The 18678-nt window shown below is 69.5% G+C and carries 13 protein-coding genes and 1 riboswitch; of the genes, 7 read left to right on the top strand and 6 right to left on the bottom strand.

All coding sequences use genetic code 11. The features are described 5' to 3' along the window. The 5 genes from ABDW61_RS25925 to argA all read right to left on the bottom strand — a co-directional run. On the bottom strand, positions 1-523 hold a 523-nt coding region (locus ABDW61_RS25925; protein WP_343642926.1), incomplete at its 3' end, for an RNA polymerase sigma factor region1.1 domain-containing protein. Positions 524-906: 383 nt separating this feature from the next. Further along, complete coding sequence (dnaG, locus tag ABDW61_RS25920) at positions 907-2997, bottom strand: DNA primase (protein ID WP_343642925.1); 2091 nt, start codon at positions 2995-2997, stop codon at positions 907-909. Between the two features lie 106 nt (positions 2998-3103). Further along, complete coding sequence (locus tag ABDW61_RS25915) at positions 3104-3406, bottom strand: H-NS histone family protein (protein WP_343642924.1); 303 nt, start codon at positions 3404-3406, stop codon at positions 3104-3106. Positions 3407-3654: 248 nt separating this feature from the next. After that, positions 3655-3927, bottom strand: a complete 273-nt coding sequence (locus ABDW61_RS25910; RefSeq protein WP_279757358.1) for an oxidative damage protection protein — start codon at positions 3925-3927, stop codon at positions 3655-3657. 82 nt (positions 3928-4009) lie between these two features. Then, positions 4010-5350, bottom strand: coding sequence for an amino-acid N-acetyltransferase (gene argA / locus ABDW61_RS25905; protein ID WP_343642922.1), 1341 nt, complete (start codon positions 5348-5350; stop codon positions 4010-4012). Positions 5351-5460: 110 nt separating this feature from the next. Between argA and ABDW61_RS25900 the strand changes: the two genes are divergently transcribed. From ABDW61_RS25900 to ABDW61_RS25880, 5 genes are all read left to right on the top strand, one after another. Further along, positions 5461-5877: a VOC family protein gene (locus ABDW61_RS25900; RefSeq protein ID WP_343642921.1), complete on the top strand. Its 417-nt coding sequence runs from the start codon at positions 5461-5463 to the stop codon at positions 5875-5877. Positions 5878-6050: 173 nt separating this feature from the next. Continuing rightward, positions 6051-9986, top strand: coding sequence for an ATP-dependent RNA helicase HrpA (hrpA, locus tag ABDW61_RS25895; protein WP_343642928.1), 3936 nt, complete (start codon positions 6051-6053; stop codon positions 9984-9986). Positions 9987-10091: 105 nt separating this feature from the next. Beyond that, entirely contained in the window at positions 10092-12050 is a 1959-nt protein-coding gene (locus ABDW61_RS25890; protein WP_343642920.1) for an HDOD domain-containing protein, read from the top strand. Then, positions 12047-14455 (top strand): HDOD domain-containing protein, encoded by a 2409-nt coding sequence (locus ABDW61_RS25885; RefSeq protein WP_343642919.1) that lies wholly within the window; start codon positions 12047-12049, stop codon positions 14453-14455. Before ABDW61_RS25890 ends, ABDW61_RS25885 begins: the two co-directional genes overlap by 4 nt. 199 nt (positions 14456-14654) lie before the next feature. After that, positions 14655-15644, top strand: a complete 990-nt coding sequence (locus ABDW61_RS25880; protein ID WP_343642918.1) for a hypothetical protein — start codon at positions 14655-14657, stop codon at positions 15642-15644. 73 nt (positions 15645-15717) lie between these two features. Here ABDW61_RS25880 and ABDW61_RS25875 read toward each other — a convergent pair whose 3' ends face one another. After that, on the bottom strand, positions 15718-15963 hold the full coding sequence (locus ABDW61_RS25875; RefSeq protein WP_343642917.1) for a hypothetical protein: 246 nt from the start codon (positions 15961-15963) through the stop codon (positions 15718-15720). Between the two features lie 262 nt (positions 15964-16225). Beyond that, positions 16226-16304, top strand: a riboswitch (cyclic di-GMP riboswitch). Between the two features lie 86 nt (positions 16305-16390). Here ABDW61_RS25875 and ABDW61_RS25870 point away from each other — a divergent pair. Together ABDW61_RS25870 and ABDW61_RS25865 are read left to right on the top strand one after the other, a co-directional pair. Then, positions 16391-18199 carry a ShlB/FhaC/HecB family hemolysin secretion/activation protein gene (locus ABDW61_RS25870; protein ID WP_343642915.1) on the top strand — a complete coding sequence of 603 codons (1809 nt, stop codon included), beginning with the start codon at positions 16391-16393 and terminating at the stop codon, positions 18197-18199. Between the two features lie 76 nt (positions 18200-18275). After that, the coding region (locus ABDW61_RS25865) for an ESPR-type extended signal peptide-containing protein (protein WP_343642913.1) at positions 18276-18678 on the top strand (403 nt) is incomplete at its 3' end.

Below are 18678 nucleotides of genomic sequence, written 5' to 3'. Positions count from 1 at the left end.
TTTCCTCGTTGATCAGCTTCTCGGGCAGGTGGTCGTTGATTTCCTGATGCGTCAGGAAACCCCGCGTCTTGCCCATCTTGATGAGGGTCTTGAGCTCCTGGCGGCGCTTGGCGACTTCCTCTTCGGTCAGCGCGGTCTCGTCCAGGCCGAACTCGCGCATCAGCGCGCGCTCCTTGGCGCGGCTGACCTTCATGCGCAGCGGCTTGGCCTTGGGCTTGTCCTCGCCCAGTTCCTCGACCTCGGCGGTCTCGACTTCCGCGTCGGCCTCGCCGTCGCCGTCGCCTTCGACTTCGCCGTCGGCGTCCGCGTCGCTGAAGTCCTCGTCCTCTTCCTCCACCTTGGCCTTGGCGGCGGGCTTCTTCGACTCGGTCTCGGCCTTGGGCTTGCGGCCGCGCTTGGGCTTGGCGTCATCGGTGGACGCGGCGGCGGCTTTGGTGGTCTTGGCGGCGGCCTTCGCGGCCGGCTTCTTGACTTCTTCGGTTTCTGCGGCGGCGGCCTTGGACGCGGTCTTTTTGGCGGTCATGCAGTTCCTCGTTGGCGTTGAGCCAGTAGGTGCGGAATCTCTTCGCGGGGTGCGCTGGAAAGCGCTGACAAATGCAAACGGCCACCTGCGTCGCCAGCGCCTGCAAACTCCCGGCACTTGCGGGCTATGCGGCGGCGGCGAGCCCAGGCGGCTCGAACTCGGGCCTGGAACGTCAGATCGGGGCAAACCGTCTGCCATTCAAGGCTTTGCGCGTGAAGGCTAGCGTGAACCGTTGAAGTTGCAGCCCAGGCGGTGAAAGTTGGCCACTTTGTGTATGAACCCAGGGTCAGTGGGGGGCCGGGACCGGTTGGCGCTGCGGTCACTCTTGACGCGCGAAAACCCTTGATTATCTGCGAAGTTTCCTTTTCGGTCAAAAAGAAAGCTCAGATCGTCTTCAAATCGCGAATTTGCCGCTGAATCGCCTGGAACCGGACCATGTCCGGCTGCGGGCTGCGGGCGATGCGGTCGGCCTCGGCCTGCAGCCGGCCGACCCAGAGCTTGCCCATCGTGACGCGGAACTCGGCCGCCACATGTTCGTCAGACGGCGGAGGCAGCAGCGGACCGCCGCTGACGCGCTGGGCCAGCTCCATCAGCCCGGCTTCCTGCAGCGCGACCTGCAGCACCGCCCAGGGGGAGGGCCCGTTGTCGATCAGGAAGCGCTCCAGCCAGGCGATCAGTTCGCCATGCTCGCCGGGCAGTGCGTGCAGCAGCTCGAGGTCCTGCTCGCCGATCTGATGCCAGAGCTCGCCGTGCAGCAGCAGCATGCGCACGGCCAGGTTCATCGGTGCCGGCGGCAGCTCCAGCGGCATTCCCATCGTCGGGTCCTGGTCGCGCTTGCGCCACTCGCCCTTGCCCCAATTGCCTTTGCCCTTGCCCTTGAACTCCCCCTTGGGCTCCCACTTGCGCTGGGCGGCTCCCCCACCGCTTCCCGCTTGAGGGGCGTGTGAGGGGGCGCCCCCCGCCTCGGCGGGATGGGCGTCAGGGGGCAGGTGGAACTCGTCGCCCGGCGCGCCTTCGTCGCCATAGGCGGAAGCGGGAATGTCGAAGTAGGGCTCGTCGTGAGGCACGCCGGCCTGCGGAGCCGCAGCTCTGGGCTGGGCGCGGGGCGCGGCGGCGGCGGGGCGCTCGGCCCGCGGCCGGGATCCCGGCGCGGCCGGCGGCAGCGCATTCGCCCACAGCGCCTGCAGTTCCGCGTCCGGAAGCTGCGCGCGGCGGGCCAGTTCGCCGAGCAGTTGCCGCTTCAGCAGACCGTCCGGCAGCGCGGCCCACAGCGGCTTGGCCACGCTCAGCATCCTGGCGCGGCCTTCCGGCGTGCCGAGGTCGCAGCCCTCCGCGGCGCTCTCCATCAGCTGGCGCGACAGCGGCACCGCGCCCTCGATGCAGCGCTCGAAGGCCTCGGCGCCGAGCTCGCGCACGTAGGAGTCCGGGTCGTGCTCGGCCGGCAGGAACAGGAACTTGATCGTGCGCGTCTCGTTGGCGTGGGGCAGGGCCGCCTCCAGCGCCCGGCCGGCGGCGCGGCGGCCGGCGGCGTCGCCGTCGAAGCTGAACACCACCGACTCGGTGAAACGGAACAGCTTCTGCACATGGTCCTGCGTGCAGGCCGTGCCCAGCGTCGCCACCGCGTTGCCGAAGCCGTGCTGCGCCAGCGCGACCACGTCCATGTAGCCCTCGACCACCAGCGCGTAGCCGCGGCGGCGCATCGCGGGACGCGCCTCGTAGAGGCCGTAGAGCTCCTTGCCCTTGTGGAAGACCGGCGTCTCGGGCGAGTTCAGGTACTTGGGCTCGCCCTTGTCGAGCACGCGCCCGCCGAAGCCGATCACCTCGCCCTGCACGTTGCGGATCGGGAACATCACGCGATCGCGGAAACGGTCGTAGCGGCGCTGCTCGGCCTCGCTCTTGCCGGGGTCGTCCTGCAGGATGACCAGGCCGGTCTCGACCAGCAGCGGATCGTCGTAGGACGGAAAGGCGCTGGCCAGCGAGCGCCAGCCGTCCGGCGCGTAGCCCAGGCCGAACTGCAGCGCGATCTGGCCGGTCAGGCCGCGGCCCTTGAGGTACTCGATCGCGCGCGCATTGCCCTTGAGCTGCTGACGGTAGTGCTGGCCGGCCTTGGCCAGGACCTCGGTGAGCGTGGCCTGGCGCTGCTTCTGCGCCTTCTCCTGCTCGCGCTGCTGCGGGCTGCGGTCGTCCTCGGGCACCTGCATGCCGGCCTGCTGCGCCAGGTCGCGCACCGCGTCGACGAAGCCGATGCCCAGGTGCTCCATCAGGAAGCCCACGGCGTTGCCGTGCTGGCCGCAGCCGAAGCAGTGGTAGGTCTGGCGGGAGGGGCTGACGATGAAGCTGGGGGACTTCTCGCCGTGGAAGGGGCACAGGCCCTTGTGGTTGATGCCGGCCTTCTTGAGGTCGACATGGCGGCCCACGATGTCGACGATGTCGACGCGGGCCAGAAGGTCCTGAATAAAGCCGGGCGGAATCACCGCGGCAGTTTACGTGATGGTCCCGGCGCGGGCGGGGCGAGGCCGGAAAGCAGAAAGCCACCCGAGGGTGGCTTTCGAGGCGCGCGGCGCGATCGTCCGGGGACGATCAGATCACGAAATCTTCCAGCTTGGCGCCGCCGGAGATCGCGGCCTTCAGCCACTTCGGTTGCAGGCCGCGGCCGCTCCAGGTTTCGCCGGTGGCTTGGTTGCGGTACTTGGCCGCGACCTTGGACGACTTGGCGGAACTCGTCTTGGCGCTGCGCGCGGTCAGGTCGGCGACCGTCAGGCCGTATTCCTGCATCAGCGACTTCACCTTGCCGATGGCGTCGGAGCGCTCGCGCTCCTGGGTTTCGGCGATTTGCTGTTCAAGGGCGGCCCGCTGGGCCAGGAGGTCTTTGAGCGATGCCATTATGCAATTCCTCGCGTAGTTCAACGGCTACCCTGGAAAGGGATTGCCGCATTATAGGCAGGGAATCGAGTATCTGCGCAAGGGGGTAAATGCCGGGTCACGCCCCGCGAGGCATTTCCGGCGGGTTTTTGTGGTCCTTGCGTCAAAGCCTGTGTGTCGACTGACACGAATTCGGCATCTGGAATCGGTGACCAATGGTGACCGGCCCGCGAGAAATCGGGGATCTCCCTGCTCAAGCCGGTTGGAAATCAGGCCGAGGGCGGCACATATCCGGCGGGCTGCTCGGCGCCGGCGCCGAAGAAGAACTGCTCCATCTGCCGCGCGAGGTATTGGCGGGCGCGCTGGTCGGCCAGATTCAGGCGGTTTTCATTGACCAGCATGGTCTGGTGCTTCATCCAGGCGGCCCAGGCTTCCTTGGAGACGTTGTCGTAGATGCGCTTGCCCAGTTCGCCGGGATAGACGGGAAAGTCCATGCCCTCGGCTTCCTTCTTCAGATAAACGCATTGCACGGTGCGGGCCATATCAAACCTCGATGCTCAAAAAGTGTGTGGGGGGAGTGCGCCGGCCGGCTCCGAAGGAGGCCGGCGCGGGGATGCGTGGGGGTCAGCTGAGTTTCTTGACCAGGACCTGCGAGCGCCGGTCCCAGTTGTATTTGCGCTTGCGTTCCTCGGGCAGCCAGTTCGGATCGACCGGCTGGAAACCGCGCTTGATGAACCAGTGCATGGTGCGCGTCGTCAGCACGAAGATGCTGTTCAGGCCCATGGCCTTGGCGCGCTGCTCGATGCGCTTGAGGATGCGCTCGCCGTCGCCCTGGCCCTGCACGGCGCTGGAGACGGTGAGCGCGGCCATCTCGGCGGTGCGCGCTTCCTGATAGGGATGCAGCGCGGCGCAACCGAATATCACGCCGTCGTGCTCGATGACGGTATAGGTCTCGATGTCGCGTTCGATTTCGCTGCGTTCGCGCTTGACCAGCGTGCCGTCGCGCTCGAACGGTTCGATCAGCGCGATCAGGCTGCCGATATCGTCGTGGGTCGCCTCGCGCAGGCTTTCGAGTTTCTCGTCGACGACCATGGTGCCGATGCCGTCGTGGGTATAGACCTCCTGCAGGATCGCCCCGTCGACGGCGAAGGGCAGGATGTGGGAGCGCTCCACGCCTGATTCGCAGGCCTTCACGCAGTACTTCAGGTAGAAGCCCACGTCGGTCGGCTGGGTCGGCGGCGGGAGTTTGGCGATGAGCCGTTTCGCGTCGGCCAGCGCGAGTTCCGTGTCGATCGCGCTTTCCGGATCGTCGGGGTTTTCGCGCACGCCCTCGACCTCGGTCATGAACAGCAGCTTGTCGGCCTGCAGCGCGATCGCGGTTTCGGTCGCGACGTCTTCCATCATCAGATTGAAAGCGTCGCCGGTGGGCGAGAAACCGAAGGGCGACATCAGCACGATGGCGCCGATATCGATGGCGCGCTGGATCGCCGCGGCATCGACGCGGCGCACGATGCCGGAGTGCTTGAAATCGACGCCGTCGACGATGCCGACCGGGCGCGCGGTCAGGAAATTGCCGGACACCACGCGCACCGTGGAATTGGCCATCGGGGTGTTGGGCAGGCCCTGCGAAAAGGCGGCCTCGATTTCGAAGCGCAGTTGGCCGGCGGCTTCCTGGGCGCTGTCCAGCGCGATGCCGTCGGTGATGCGCATGCCGTGGCTGTATTGCGGCTGATGGCCCTTGAGCGCGAGTTGCTCATTCACCTGCGGGCGGAATCCATGCACCAGCACGATCTTGATGCCCATCGCATGCATGATGGCCAGGTCCTGGACGAAGCTGTTGAGCTTGCCGGCCGCGATCATTTCCCCGGTCATCCCGACGACGAAGGTTTCTCCGCGGTACGCATGGATATAGGGGGCCACCGCGCGAAACCACGGCACGAAGGTATGGGGGAAGACCAGGCTCATGGGCGCGGATTGTGCAACAGGCTGTCCCCGCAACGCGGCGGCAAGGTCACTTGCGGGACACCGTCCGGCGGGGGAGCATGGCGCCACCGCAACACCCCCAGGAGCGAACGATGGAAGTCTTCAAGACGCATGGCGCCTTCAGCTGGTCGGAGCTGCTGACCACCGATCCGAAGAAGGCCTCGGAGTTCTACGGCAAGCTGTTCGGTTGGAAGATCGACGTGATGCCGATGCCGGGCGGGCCATCGGAGGCGCCGCCGTATTACCTGATCAAGACCGCCAAGGGCGGGGACGACGCGATCGGCGGGCTGATGGCCTGTCCGCAGCAGGGCATGCCGCCGGCCTGGGGTGTGTACGTGACCGTCGACAACGTCGACGAGACGGTCGCGCAGGCCAAGGCGATGGGGGCCAAGGTGCTGATGGAGATCATGGAGGTGCCCACCGTGGGACGGATGGCGACGCTCCAGGATCCGCAGGGCGCGGTGATCAACGTGATCACCTACGCCGAGATGCCGCAGGAGAAGAAGTGAGGGCCTCGGCCTGACGACCGGCCCCCGCGCACGGGGCGCGAGATAATCCGCGCCCCGTGAGTCAGAACACCAACGCCCCCGCCCCGGCGGCTCCGAAGACGGACCGCGCCCCGCGTCCGCCGCGCCGCCCGCGCCAGCAGGCCGCTCCTCGGCCTCCCGCTCCCGCCAACCCGATCCCGCCGATCGAGTTCCCCGAATCGCTGCCCGTCTCCGGCCGCCGCGAGGACATCATGCGGGCGCTCGCGGAGCACCAGGTCGTGATCGTCTGCGGCGAAACCGGCTCGGGCAAGACCACGCAGCTGCCCAAGATCGCGCTGGCCATGGGCCGCGGACGCGGCAACGGCGGCGGCCTGATCGGCCACACGCAGCCGCGCCGCATCGCCGCCTCCAGCGTCGCCAAGCGCATCGCCGAGGAGCTCAAATCGCCGCTGGGCGACGTGGTCGGCTACAAGGTCCGCTTCCAGGACCGGCTGCAGCCCGGCGCCTCAGTCAAGCTGATGACCGACGGCATCCTGCTGGCCGAGACCCAGACCGATCCGCTGCTCCAGGCCTACGACACGCTGATCATCGACGAGGCCCACGAACGCAGCCTCAACATCGACTTCCTGCTCGGCTACCTGCGCGAGATCCTGCCGCGCCGGCCCGACCTGAAGGTCATCGTGACCTCGGCGACCATCGATGCGGACCGCTTCGCGCAGCACTTCGCCTCCACGAAGGGGCCCGCGCCGGTGCTGATGGTCTCGGGGCGGCTGTTCCCGGTCGAGCAGCGCTACCGCCCCTTCGAGGAGTCCCGCGAGTACGACGTCAACGACGCCATCTGCGACGCGGTCGACGAGCTCTGGCGCGAAGGGCGCGGCGACGTGCTGGTCTTCCTGCCCGGCGAGCGCGAGATCCGCGAGGCCGCTGAAGCGCTGCGCAAGCATCACCCGCCCGGCGTCGAGGTGCTGCCGCTGTTCGCGCGGCTGTCCGAGCAGGAGCAGAACCGCGTCTTCCAGCCGCACGGCCAGCCGCGCATCGTGCTGGCGACCAACGTCGCCGAGACCTCGCTGACGGTGCCCGGCATCCGCTACGTGATCGATCCCGGCCTGGCGCGCGTCAAGCGCTACAGCTACCGCAACAAGGTCGAGCAGCTGCAGATCGAGAACATCAGCCAGGCCGCCGCCAACCAGCGCGCCGGCCGCTGCGGCCGCGTCAGCAACGGCATCTGCGTGCGGCTCTACGAGGAGAAGGACTTCCTCGGCCGGCCGCGCTTCACCGATCCCGAGATCCTGCGCAGCTCGCTGGCCGGCGTGATCCTGCGGATGAAGGCGCTGCGCCTGGGCCAGGTCGAGGACTTCCCCTTCATCGAGCCGCCGCCGCGCAAGGCCATCGCCGACGGCTACCAGCTGCTCAACGAGCTGGGCGCCGTCGACGAGCGCAACGAGCTCACGCCGATGGGCCTCGAACTGTCCAAGCTGCCGCTGGACCCGCGCGTGGGCCGCATGATCCTGGAGGCGCGCAAGCGCGACGCGCTCAGCGAGGTCCTGATCATCGCCAGCGCGCTGTCCGGCCAGGACGTGCGCGACCGCCCGGCCGAGCAACAGCAGCAGGCCGACGAGAAGCACAAGAAGTTCGACGACGAGAAGTCGGAGTTCATGGGCTATCTGAAGCTGTGGAAGTGGCTCGGCGACGCGCGGGGAGGGGAAGGGGAGCACAAGCTGTCGGTCCGCAAGCAGGAGCAGTTGCTGCGCGACAACTTCGTCAGCCCGCGCCGCGTGCGCGAGTGGCGCGACATCTACTCGCAGCTGCACACCGTGGTGGCCGAGCACGGCTGGCGCCTGAACGGCGCGCCGGCGACCTACGAGCAGGTCCACCTGTCGATGCTTGCGGGCCTGCTGGGCAACATCGGCGTCAAGGCCGATGACGACGACTGGTACCTGGGCGCGCGCGGCATCAAGTTCTGGCGCCATCCCGGCGCGCACCTGAGCAAGAAGCCGGGCCGCTGGATCGTCGCGGCGGAGCTGGTGGACACGACGCGGCTGTTCGGCCGCGGCATCGCCGCGATCGAGCCGCAATGGCTGCCGGGCATCGCCGGCCATCTGATCAAGACCCAGCTGCTGGAGCCGCACTGGGAGAAGAAGGCCGCGGAGGTGGTGGCGCTGGAGCGCGCGACGCTCTACGGCATCGTGCTCTACAACAACAAGCGCGTGAACTTCGGCCGCATCGACGCCGCCGCCGCGCGCGAGATCTTCATCCGCGAGGCGCTGGTCAATGGCGACTGGGACACGCGGCTGCCCTTCCTGGCGCACAACCAGAAGCAGATCGCCAAGGTCGAGGAGCTGGAGCACAAGTCGCGCCGGCAGGACGTGCTGGTCGATGACGAGCTGATCCACGCCTTCTACGACCAGCAACTGCCGGCCGACGTGTACTCGGGCGCGACGCTGGAGAAGTGGTACCGCGAGGCCAGCAAGGCCGACCCCAAGCTGCTGCACCTGAGCCGCGACGAGCTGATGCGGCACGAGGCCGCCGGCGTCACCAGCAATGCGTTCCCGAAGACGATCCGGCTGGGCGGCGTCGATTGCACGGCGACCTATCTGCATCAGCCCGGCGATGCGCGCGACGGCCTGACGGTGACCGTCCCGATCTACGCGCTCAACCAGGTCAACGAGGAACGCACCGACTGGCTGGTGCCCGGGATGATCGAGGCCAAGGTGACGGCGCTGCTCAAGAGCCTGCACCAGAAGCCGCGCGCGCGGCTGACGCCGCTGCCCGAGTTCGTTGCCGAGTTCGTCGAGCTGCACCCGTTCGCGCAGGGCGCGCTGCTGGACGTGCTGCTCAAGGCGGTGAAGGAGCGCACGCAGCTCGCGGTGCAGCGCAACGACTTCAAGCTGGAGCAGGTGCCCGCGCACCTGTTCATGAACCTGCGCGTCGTCGACGAGCATGGCCGCCAACTGGGCATGGGCCGGCACCTGGCGACGCTGAAGGCCGAGCTCGGCGGCCAGGCCCGTTCCGCCTTCCAGGCCCTGGCCGCGCTGAAGCTGCAAGCCTCCGCCCCCTCGAACGGCGCCAGCGCCCAAGCCCACGCCGCCGCCAACGCCGACGCCGATGGTGGTGGTGGTGGTGGTGGTGGCGCCAATGCCAACTCCCTCTCCCGCTCGCGGGAGAGGGCAGGGGAGAGGGCCGCGGTCGACGAAGGACGGCCGACATCAAGCGACGGCAAGGCCTCCCGCGGCATCAAGGCCACCGTCGCCCCGCCCCCCAAGCCTGCCGCCGAAGCTGCGAAGACCTACACCGCGTGGACCTTCGGCGAGCTCCCCGAGCTCATGGAGATCAAGCGCGGCCCGCAGACGCTGATCGGCTTCCCGGCGCTGATCGACAAGGGCGCGCACGTCGAGATCGAGGTCTTCGACGAACCCGAGCTCGCCGCCGCGAAGCACCGCGCCGGCCTGCGCCGCCTGCTCGCGCTGCAGCTCAAGGAGCCGCTGAAGTACCTCGAGAAGAACATCCCCGACCTGACCCAGATGGCGGTGGCCTACATGAGCCTGGGCACGGCCGAGGAGCTGCGCGACCAGATCGTCGCCGTGGCGCTGGACCGCGCCTTCCTCGCCGACCCGCTGCCTGTCGATGAATTCAGCTTCAAGGCGCGCCTGGAGGAAGGCCGCGCGCGGCTGAACCTGATCGCGCAGGAAGTGGCGCGGCTGGCGTACGCCGTTCTCCTCGAATACCAGGGCGCGCTGCGCAAGCTCAAGGACGCGCGTTCGGCCTCCAAGGAGGTCGTCGACGACATCCAGTCCCAGCTGCAGCGCCTGATGCCCAAGCGCTTCGTGCTGCAGACCCCGTGGAGCCAGCTGCAGCACTTCCCGCGCTACCTGAAGGCGATCACGCTGCGCCTGGACAAGTTGCGCGCCGACGCCGCCCGCGACCAGAAGCTGCTGGCCGAGCTGCGCCCGCTGGAGCAGCGCTGGTCGCGCCGGGTCGCGGAGCTCAAGGGCACGCCGGATGCGCGGATGGATGATTTCCGCTGGCAGCTGGAGGAATTGCGGGTGAGCCTTTTCGCACAGGAACTGAGAACGCCGCAGCCGGTGAGCGTCAAGCGCCTGGAAAAGGTGTGGGCGCAGTTACAGAACTGAGCGGAGAATCGCCCTCAGTTCTTCAGGCGAGGACACCGGGTTTTCGGTCCAATCCAGGTTACAAAAGGTCCGTGGCCCCGCACCGACGGGTGCTGCACATCGCTCGTGTCTGACAACAACACAACATCCACCGCCGCCCCCATGCGGCGCTTCGGCCGCTTCGAGCTGCGCGCGCTGCTGCACAAGAGCCTGCGCTCGATGCTGTGGGTGGTGTTCGACCCGGCGTCGGGTCAGGACATGTTCCTGATGATGCCGCGCGAGAAGCCCAACAGCGAGGCGGCGATGCTGCACTGGCTGAAGACCGTCGATGCGGCCTCGCGCATCCATCACCCCAACCTGGCGCACGTCATCGAGACCGGCCGCGTCGATCCCTGGCCCTATGTGGCCTACGACCGCGCGCTGGGCGAGACGCTCGAGGAGCGCCTGGCCCGCGGCGGCCCGCCGCTGCCGCTGGACGCGGCCGGCTGGGCCGCGCAGGCGCTCGAGGGCCTGGCCTTCGCGCACGAGGCGGGCCACGCGCACCGCGACATCCAGCTCGCCCACCTCGTCCTCGACGGATCGAACCATGTGCGCGTGCTCGGCCTCGAAGTGGCCCAGGAGATCGTCCCCGCGAGCGCCGACTTCAACGCCGCCACCCGCCGTGCGGTGCGCGAGGCGGCCGAGGAGGATGTCGTCAGCATCGGCCTGGTGCTGCACCGGCTGCTCACCGGCAAGCCGGTGCTCGACGAGCCCGACCTGCAGGCCGTGATGCAGCGCATGCAGCCGCAGGGCCACGAGCTGGTGCGCCTGGGCTGGGAAACCCCGTATCCGATCCCCGAGCCGCTGCGCGCGATCGTCAATCGCGCCAGCGACCGCCAGACGCGCCAGCGCTATCACCTGGCGCGCAGCTTCTGGCGCGCGCTGGACGGCTGGCGCCAGTCGGCCGAGCAGGACGACGGCGGCCCGATCGCGCTGCTCAAGGACAAGATGCAACGCTTCGGCCATCTGCCCAGCACCTCGACGCGGCTGGTGACGACGGTGGCCTCGTCCTCGATGGAATCGCAGCACGGCAGCCAGCTCGCCGCGATGGCGCTCAAGGACATGGCGCTGTCGCTGGAGCTGATCCGGCGCGTCAACAACGCGCTGCGGCAGCAGGGCCCGACCAGCGGCGGCACGGTGCTGAACCTGCAGCGCGCGATCGCGATGCTGGGCCTGAACGGGCTGGAGGACGCGGCCCGCGCGCTCAAGCCCTGGCCCGGTCCGATGAACGACGGCCAGGCGCAGTTCATGCAGAGCGTGATGCGCCGCGTGCAGCGGGCCGGTCAGGTGGCGCAGGCGCTGCGGCCGGCGGGCTATGACGGCGAGGTCGTGTATCTGATCTCGCTGATGCAGAACCTGGGCCGGCTGCTGGTGCAGTACCACTTCCCCGACGACGCGCAGCAGATCCGCCAGTTGCAGGTCGCGCCCGAGGCGACCGAGGACAACCCCAATCCGCGCGGCATGAACGAGCAGTCGGCCGCGTACGCCGTGCTGGGCTGCGATCTGGAGAGCCTGGGTCTGGCGGTGGCCCGCTACTGGGGCCTGGGCGAGGAACTGCAGCACATGATGCGCCGCCAGCCGCAGGAGGCGCCGGTGCGCCACGCCGACGACGACATCGAGCTGCTGCGCCTGACCTGCAGCCTGGCCAACGAGCTGGTCGACGCGCTGGGCGTGCCGGAGCGCAAGCGGCAGGCGGCCATCGAGCTGGCGACGCGGCGCTATGCGCGCGCGCTCGGTCTCGGGCTGCGCGAGATCTATGACGCGCTGGGCGCCAGCGGCGCGCTGGCCGATGCCGGCGACAGCGGCCTGGGCGCGATGAGCGATCCCTCGATCGGCGCGGCCGCGACGGCGGCCCCGCGCTCGCGGCTGCGCGAACGCGCCGAGTCCGGCGCCGCCGCACCGCCGGCCGCTTCTTCCGGCGCTCCCGCCGCTGCTTCCGTGGCCTCTTCCGCGGCTCCCGGCGCTTCTGTTTCTTCTTCCGCGTCTTCCTCTTCCCAGCCCGGGCGGCCCGCAGGCGCGCCCCAGCCCGGCAAGGACCGTTCATGAGCGTGATGCCGCCCGCCGTCGGGCGATTCAAGCCGTTGCGCAGCCTGGGGCAGGGGGCCCAGGCGCTGGTATGGCTCGCGCATGATCCGAGGCTGGACCGCGAGGTGGCGCTGAAGGTGCTGACGCAGGGCGCGGACCGCGCCAGCGTCGACGCCTGGCTGCATGAGGCGCGCGCCGTCAGCCGGCTCACGCATCCCAACATCGTGCCGGTCTTCGAGGCCGACATCGAGGCCGGCCAGGCCTACATGGTCTTCGAATACGTGCCCGGCGGCACGCTGACCGAGCGGCTGCGCCAGCGCGGCCGGCTGCCGGCGCGCGAGGCCGTGGGGCTGATGCTGGGCATCCTGGACGGCCTGCATGCCGCGCACCAGGCGGGCGTGGTGCATCGCGACCTCAAGCCGTCCAACATCCTGATCGACTCGAGCGGCCGGCCCAAGGTGATGGACTTCGGCATCGCGGCGCGGCTGCAGAGCGGCGCGGCCGCGGGCGTGGCGCTCAAGCCCAACCGCATCGTGGGCACGCCGGGCTACATCTCGCCGGAGGCCGCGCGCGGCGAGCCGGCCTCGCCGGTGATGGACGTGTTCGCGTCGGCGGTGGTGCTCAGCGAGATGCTGTCGGGTCAGCGCCTGAACTACGACCCCGATCCGTGGCGCGCGGTGCGCCGCGCGATGGAGCAGACGCTGGACCCGCCGGCCGACCTCGGCGCCGACAGCGACGACGCGCTGCGCGCCGTGCTGATGCGCGGCCTCTCGCGCGAGGCGTCGCAGCGCTGGACCGATGCCAAGGCCTTCCACGACGCGCTGGCCGCCTGGCTGCATCCGGCCAGCCAGGCGCCGGAGACCGGCGATGGCGGCAACGCCACGCTCGAGTTCCTGCTGCGCCGCATGCGGCATCGCAGCGATTTCCCGGCGATGGCGGACTCCGTGGCGCGCATCCAGCGCATGACGCAGTCCGAGAACGAGAGCCTGACCACGCTCTCCAACGAGATCCTCAAGGACGTGGCGCTCACGCACAAGCTGCTGCGCCTGGTCAACACGGTGCAATTCAGCCATGCCGGCGGCGGGCACATCAGCACGGTGTCGCGGGCGGTGGCGCTGGTGGGTTTCGGCGGCATCCGCAACCTGGCGCTGTCGCTGGTGCTGCTGGAGCGCATGGAGAACAAGGGCCATGCGCAGCGGCTCAAGGAGGAGTTCCTGCGGGCGCTGATGGCGGGCTCGCTGGCGCGCGAGCTGTGCCTGGTGCCGCGCGAGAACGAGGAGTCCTTCCTCGCCACGATGTTCCAGGGACTGGGCCGGCTGCTGGCCGAGTTCTACCTGCCCGAGGAGGCGCAGCAGGTGCGCCGCCAGGTGCGCCCCGAGCGCGGCATGGGCGAGCAGGCCGCGCCGCCGGTGAGCGAGGCCGCGGCCTCGGCGCAGGTGCTGGGGCTGAGCTACGAGGCCCTGGGCCTGGGCGTGGCGCGGCAGTGGGGCTTCCCGGAGAGCCTGCAGCGCAGCATGCAGCGGCCCGACGGCGACGCGCCGACGCGGCTGGTCGATCACACGACCGACCGGATGCGCTGGCTGGGGCGCGCGAGCAACGACGTCGCCGACGTGATCCTGAACAGCGACCCGGCCGAGGCGCACGGCAAGGTGCGCGCGATGGCGCAGCGCTACGCGCGCGCGCTGGGCGTGGAGCCCAAGGCCTTCGAGGCGGCCGCCGACCAGGCGCGCCAGCGGCTCACGCAGCTGGCGCAGGCGATGGACATCAAGCTGCCGAAGAACTCGCCGGCGCAGCGCCTGCTGGCGCCGCTGACGCCGTCGCCGGAGGACTCGCTGTCGCCGCATCAGCTGCAGGCGACGATCGTGGAGGGGCAGGCGCCCGCGGGCGCCGTCTCGCCCGAGGAGGCGGCGGCGATGCTGGCCGCGGGCATCCAGGACATCACCAACGCGATGGTCGAGAGCTTCAAGCTCAACGAGATCCTGCGCATGATCCTGGAGACCATGTACCGCGGACTGGGCTTCCGGCGCGTGATCTTCTGCCTGCGCGATCCCAAGACCGAGACGCTGACCGGCCGCTTCGGGCTGGGGGAGGGGGTCGAGGGCGTGGTGCCGATGTTCCGCGTGCCGCTGCGGGTGATGCCGGGCATGGCGGCCGACCTGTTCACCGCGATCTGCAGCAAGGGCGTGGACACGCTGATCGCGGACGCCTCGCAGCCCAAGATCGCCGAGCGGCTGCCGGCGTGGTTCCTCACCGGGGCCAAGGCGCACAGCTTCCTGATCCTGCCGATGGCGCTGCGCGGCGCGCCGTTCGCGATGATCTACGCCGACAAGTCGGAGCCGGGCAGCGTCGTGCTCGACGAGAAACAGCTGTCGCTGCTGCGCACGCTGCGCAACCAGGCCGTGATGGCCTTCAAGCAGGCGAGCTGAATCGCCGTCAAGCCTTCCACCCGTTGGGGGGTGACCGCGATCCCACAACACCCCGCAGCGCGGGCGTATAGCGCGCGTCGTCATCGATTCGCTGCGCGACTGCCAAAAATTGCCGTGAGGGTTTTGGCCACTGCCGCCAGACTCCGCCCCCTGTTGCGCAGACACATTCAGCAACAAAACCAGCAATCAGGGAAACGACATGAAGTTCGAAGTGAAGAAGGCGTTCTTGGTTCTGCCGCTGGTCGCGGCATTGGCGGCCTGCGGCGGCGGCGGTGGCGGCAGCGACAGCGGCGCGGCGAACGCGAACCAGGGCACCACGGGTGGCACGACGACCGGCGGCACGACGACCGGTGGCACGACGACCGGCGGCACGACGACCGGCGGCACGACGACCGGCGGCACGACGACCGGTGGCACGACGACCGGCGGCACGACGACCGGTGGAACGACGACCGGCGGCACCACACCCGTCGACACCACGCCTCCCGCGCCGCCCACCAATCCCGGATCCTCCGGTGCGGTGAGCTCGCCCTACGTGGCCACGGCGACCAGCCGCTACATCATGCTGGGCTGGGCCGAGGATTCGGTGTACCTGCTGAGCAGCCCGGTCGCGCAGCAGAACGACGGCGCGGTGGTGCAGATCGCGGACAAGTCGCTGACCGGTGACCTCGCGGTGCGCGACATCGCCGGCGACCAGAACTTCGCGCTGGGCCGCTGGGCCTTCGGCACCGTGCGCCGCAGCGTGATCGTCAAGGACATCACCACCAACGACACCGGCTATCACTATGTCGTGTTCAACGGCATGACGGCCTTCCCGAGCAGCGGCACCTACACCTGCGACGCGGGCACGTTCACGACGGCCACGCGCAACTTCGGCTCCGGCAGCATGACGGTGGCGAGCACCGGCACGGCGTCGATCTCCTTCTCGGCCAGCGGCGCGACCGTCCAGGCCTCCGTCGAGTCGACCGGCAACAACGCGCGCTACAAGGTGTCGACGCCGACAGCGGGCACGGTGATCCAAGGGCCCGACTATCGTTCCGTCAGCGGCGGTTTCAACGCCACCCAGCCCGGCCTGATGCTGACCCTCGGCGAGGGCGGCAATGGCAAGGTGCGCCTCATGATGGGCTTCCAGACCGAGGTGGGCGGTTCGGACTATCGCGGCATCGGCGTGTTCACCTGCTCGCTGTGAGCCACGGCGCCCTGAGCGGGCGCAGGCGATGAGGAAGCCGGCTGCATGCCGGCTTCTCCGCTTCCGGCAGCGCTCAGCGGCGCGGGCCCCAATGGCCGGGCACCCAGCGGCGGCCGCCGCCGCGGTAATCCCAGGCGCCTTCGAACCAGATGTAGCCGACGACCGGCGGGCCGGCGACATACGCGGGCTCCGCATAGCCGCCTTCATAGCCGGCGTCGTAGGCGCGGTAGCGGTGCGCCGGCACGACGACGCATCCGGTCAGCGACGCCACGAGCGGCGCGGCCGCGAGTGCGATCAGCAGGGAACGGATCGTTCGCATGAGGGACCTCCAAAGGGGGACTGCATGCGTCTGACAACGCGTGCCGGCACGGCCGCGATGACCCGCCGCTGCAGACATTACCCGGCGGACACGGAGTAACCGCGCGTGAGGCCGCCAAGACCAATCGCGGGCGCTAGCGCACGCCGTCCGGCGCGTCAATCACCCCCCGTCGCGTGATGCCGGATCGGTAGCCGCCCGATACAGTCCTTTACTTCAGTTCGCTCGATTCGTGAGCAGTCCGTGATGGACCTCACACCGGGCGAGCCTTCCAGGGCAAAACCGGCGCGAGTCGGCGACGCAAAGCTTCCGGTCTCGATCGTCGAGATAGCGGGGTTGCCGGATTGGCCTTCGCCGCTCCGTGATGCATTGCCGCCCCTGCCGGTCCGCCCTGCGCTGAAAAACAACGCAGATCAACGGCAGGTTAGGGATGCAGAAGCAGTGTGAAAAAGGGGCGCCCGCGCGGCGGCGTCCGGCCGTCGGCGTGCCGATGGCGAGCTCGGCCGCGATCGCCGCGGCGCTCGTTGCCGCCAGCCCCCTGGCGTGGGGCCAGGCCTTGCCACCCGGCACCGTCGACCCGGACGCGCAGCGCCAGCTGCAGCAGCAGCGCGAGGCGCAGCAGCGCCAGTCCCTCGAGCGCGAACCCGACGTGCGCCTGCGCGCCAGCCCGCCGCCGGCCCGCCAGCCGCTGCGCGACGACGAGTCCCCCTGCTTCCCCATCACCAGCGTCGAGCTGCGCGGCGTCGAGCACCAGCCGCGCATGGCGCGCCAGATCCGCGCGCTCGACGGCCCGCAGGGCGACGACTCGCCGATCGGCCGCTGCCTGGGCGCCACCAGCATCGCCACGCTGGTCACGCGGCTGCAGGACGCGCTGATCGACGAGGGCTTCATCACCACCCGCGTGCTCGCGCCGCCGCAGGACCTGTCCAGCGGCCACCTGGTGCTCACCGTCGTGCCCGGACGCGTCCACGCCATCCGCCTGCGCGAGGGCACGTCCCCGCTGGTGCGCCTGGCCAACGCGCTGCCCGTGCAGCCTGGCGACGTGCTCAACCTGCGCGACATGGAGCAGGCCCTGGAGAACCTGCAGCGCATCCCAGGCGCGCAGGCCGACATCCAGGTCGAGCCCGCGCAGGGCACGATCGAGCCCGGCTACAGCGACCTGGCCGTCAGCTGGCAGGGCGGCCGGCAGTGGCGCTGGCAGGTGTCGCTGGACGACAGCGGCAGCGAATCCACCGGCCGCTATCCGCTCTCGCTGACCGCGTCGCTGGACCACCCGCTGACGCTCAACGACCTGTTCTACGTCACGCTCAACCGCGATGCCGACTGGCTGTCGCGCCGCGTCGACCCGCGCGAGGGCCCGCACAAGGGCACCGGCGGCCATGTGCTGCACTACTCGCTGCCCTGGGGCCATTCGCTGATCAGCGTCACCTTCAGCCGCAGCGGTTATCGCCAGGTCGTCATCGGCGCGACCCAGACCTATGTCTACCGCGGCAGCAGCAGCAACGGCGAACTCAAGCTCAGCCGCATGCTCTGGCGCGATGGCCAGTACAAGTTCAGCGGCTTCGTGAAGCTGTTCGGCCGCGGTTCGCGCAACTACATCGACGACACCGAAGTCGAAGTCCAGCGCCGCCGCACCGGCGGGTGGGAGGCCGGCATCAACCTCAAGCGCCAGGCGGGCGGTGTCGGCAGCGAGGCCGAACTGAGCATGAAGCGCGGCACCGGCGCCTTCCATGCGCTCACCGCGCCGGAGGAGGCCTTCGGTGAAGGCGATTCGCGCGTGCGCCTGCTGCAGGGCAGCGTCAGTCTCAACGGCGCGCTGCCGCTCGGCAGCCGTCAGTTGCAGCTGAGCAGCTCGCTGCGCGGCCAGTTCGCGATGAACAAGCTGACGCCGCAGGACCGCTTCTCCATCGGCGGCCGCTACACCGTGCGCGGCTTTGGCAGCGAGAGCTCGCTGTCCGCCGACAACGGCCTGCTGTGGCGCAACGAGGCCGAGCTGCCGCTGACCGCCGCACAGCAGGCCACGGCCGTGTCGATGTACCTGGGCGTGGACGCCGGGCTCGTTGGCGGCGAGGGCGCGCAGCGCCTGGCCGGCCGTCATCTGACCGGCGGCGTGATCGGCTCGCGCGTGCGGATGAGAGGGCTGTCGCTCGACGTCTTCGCCGGCGCGCCGCTGTGGCAGCCCGCCCGTTTCCCGGCCGCCCGCGTGGTCGCCGGTTTCAACCTGAGCTACTCGCTCTGAGTTCGCCGCGCTGACACGCGCGGCCGCCCCTAATGATGCTCGCCGGCACTGGCCGGCCCTTTCCGCCGAGATCACGATGAACCGTCTTCAGTACCGAATCGTCTTCAACAAGCAACGTGGCCAGCTGATGGCCGTGGCCGAGACGGCCGTGAGCCAGACCAAGGGCGGCTCGAGCGGGGAGAGCGCGGGGCCTGGGCGCCGGGCGTTGAACGAGGGTGCGGCGACCGAGCCGGTGTCGCGCGGTCCGCCGGCCATGCCGGCACTGCTGGCGCTCGCGGCGGCCTTCGCGATGGGCGCGGCGATCACGCTGACGCCCGACGCGATCGCGCAGGTCAAGGCCGATCCCACCGCACCGAGCAACCAGCAGCCCACGGTCGTCAACAGCGCCAACGGCACGGTGCAGGTCAACATCCAGACGCCCAGCGCGGCGGGCGTCTCGCGCAACACGTACAGCCAGTTCGACGTCGACAAGCGCGGCG

It is taken from the genome of Roseateles sp. (assembly GCF_039595595.1).
In the GTDB taxonomy this organism is placed as follows: domain Bacteria; phylum Pseudomonadota; class Gammaproteobacteria; order Burkholderiales; family Burkholderiaceae_C; genus Roseateles.
This window is presented reverse-complemented; position numbering and strand designations above follow the sequence as displayed.

Coding starts and splice junctions, on each gene's coding strand:
- ABDW61_RS25915 (WP_343642924.1), bottom strand. CDS start 3,406: ATGGCATCGCTCAAAGACCTCCTGGCCCAGCGGGCCGCCCTTGAACAG.
- ABDW61_RS25910 (WP_279757358.1), bottom strand. CDS start 3,927: ATGGCCCGCACCGTGCAATGCGTTTATCTGAAGAAGGAAGCCGAGGGC.
- argA (WP_343642922.1), bottom strand. CDS start 5,350: ATGAGCCTGGTCTTCCCCCATACCTTCGTGCCGTGGTTTCGCGCGGTG.
- ABDW61_RS25900 (WP_343642921.1), top strand. CDS start 5,461: ATGGAAGTCTTCAAGACGCATGGCGCCTTCAGCTGGTCGGAGCTGCTG.
- ABDW61_RS25885 (WP_343642919.1), top strand. CDS start 12,047: ATGAGCGTGATGCCGCCCGCCGTCGGGCGATTCAAGCCGTTGCGCAGC.
- ABDW61_RS25880 (WP_343642918.1), top strand. CDS start 14,655: ATGAAGTTCGAAGTGAAGAAGGCGTTCTTGGTTCTGCCGCTGGTCGCG.
- ABDW61_RS25875 (WP_343642917.1), bottom strand. CDS start 15,963: ATGCGAACGATCCGTTCCCTGCTGATCGCACTCGCGGCCGCGCCGCTC.
- ABDW61_RS25870 (WP_343642915.1), top strand. CDS start 16,391: ATGCAGAAGCAGTGTGAAAAAGGGGCGCCCGCGCGGCGGCGTCCGGCC.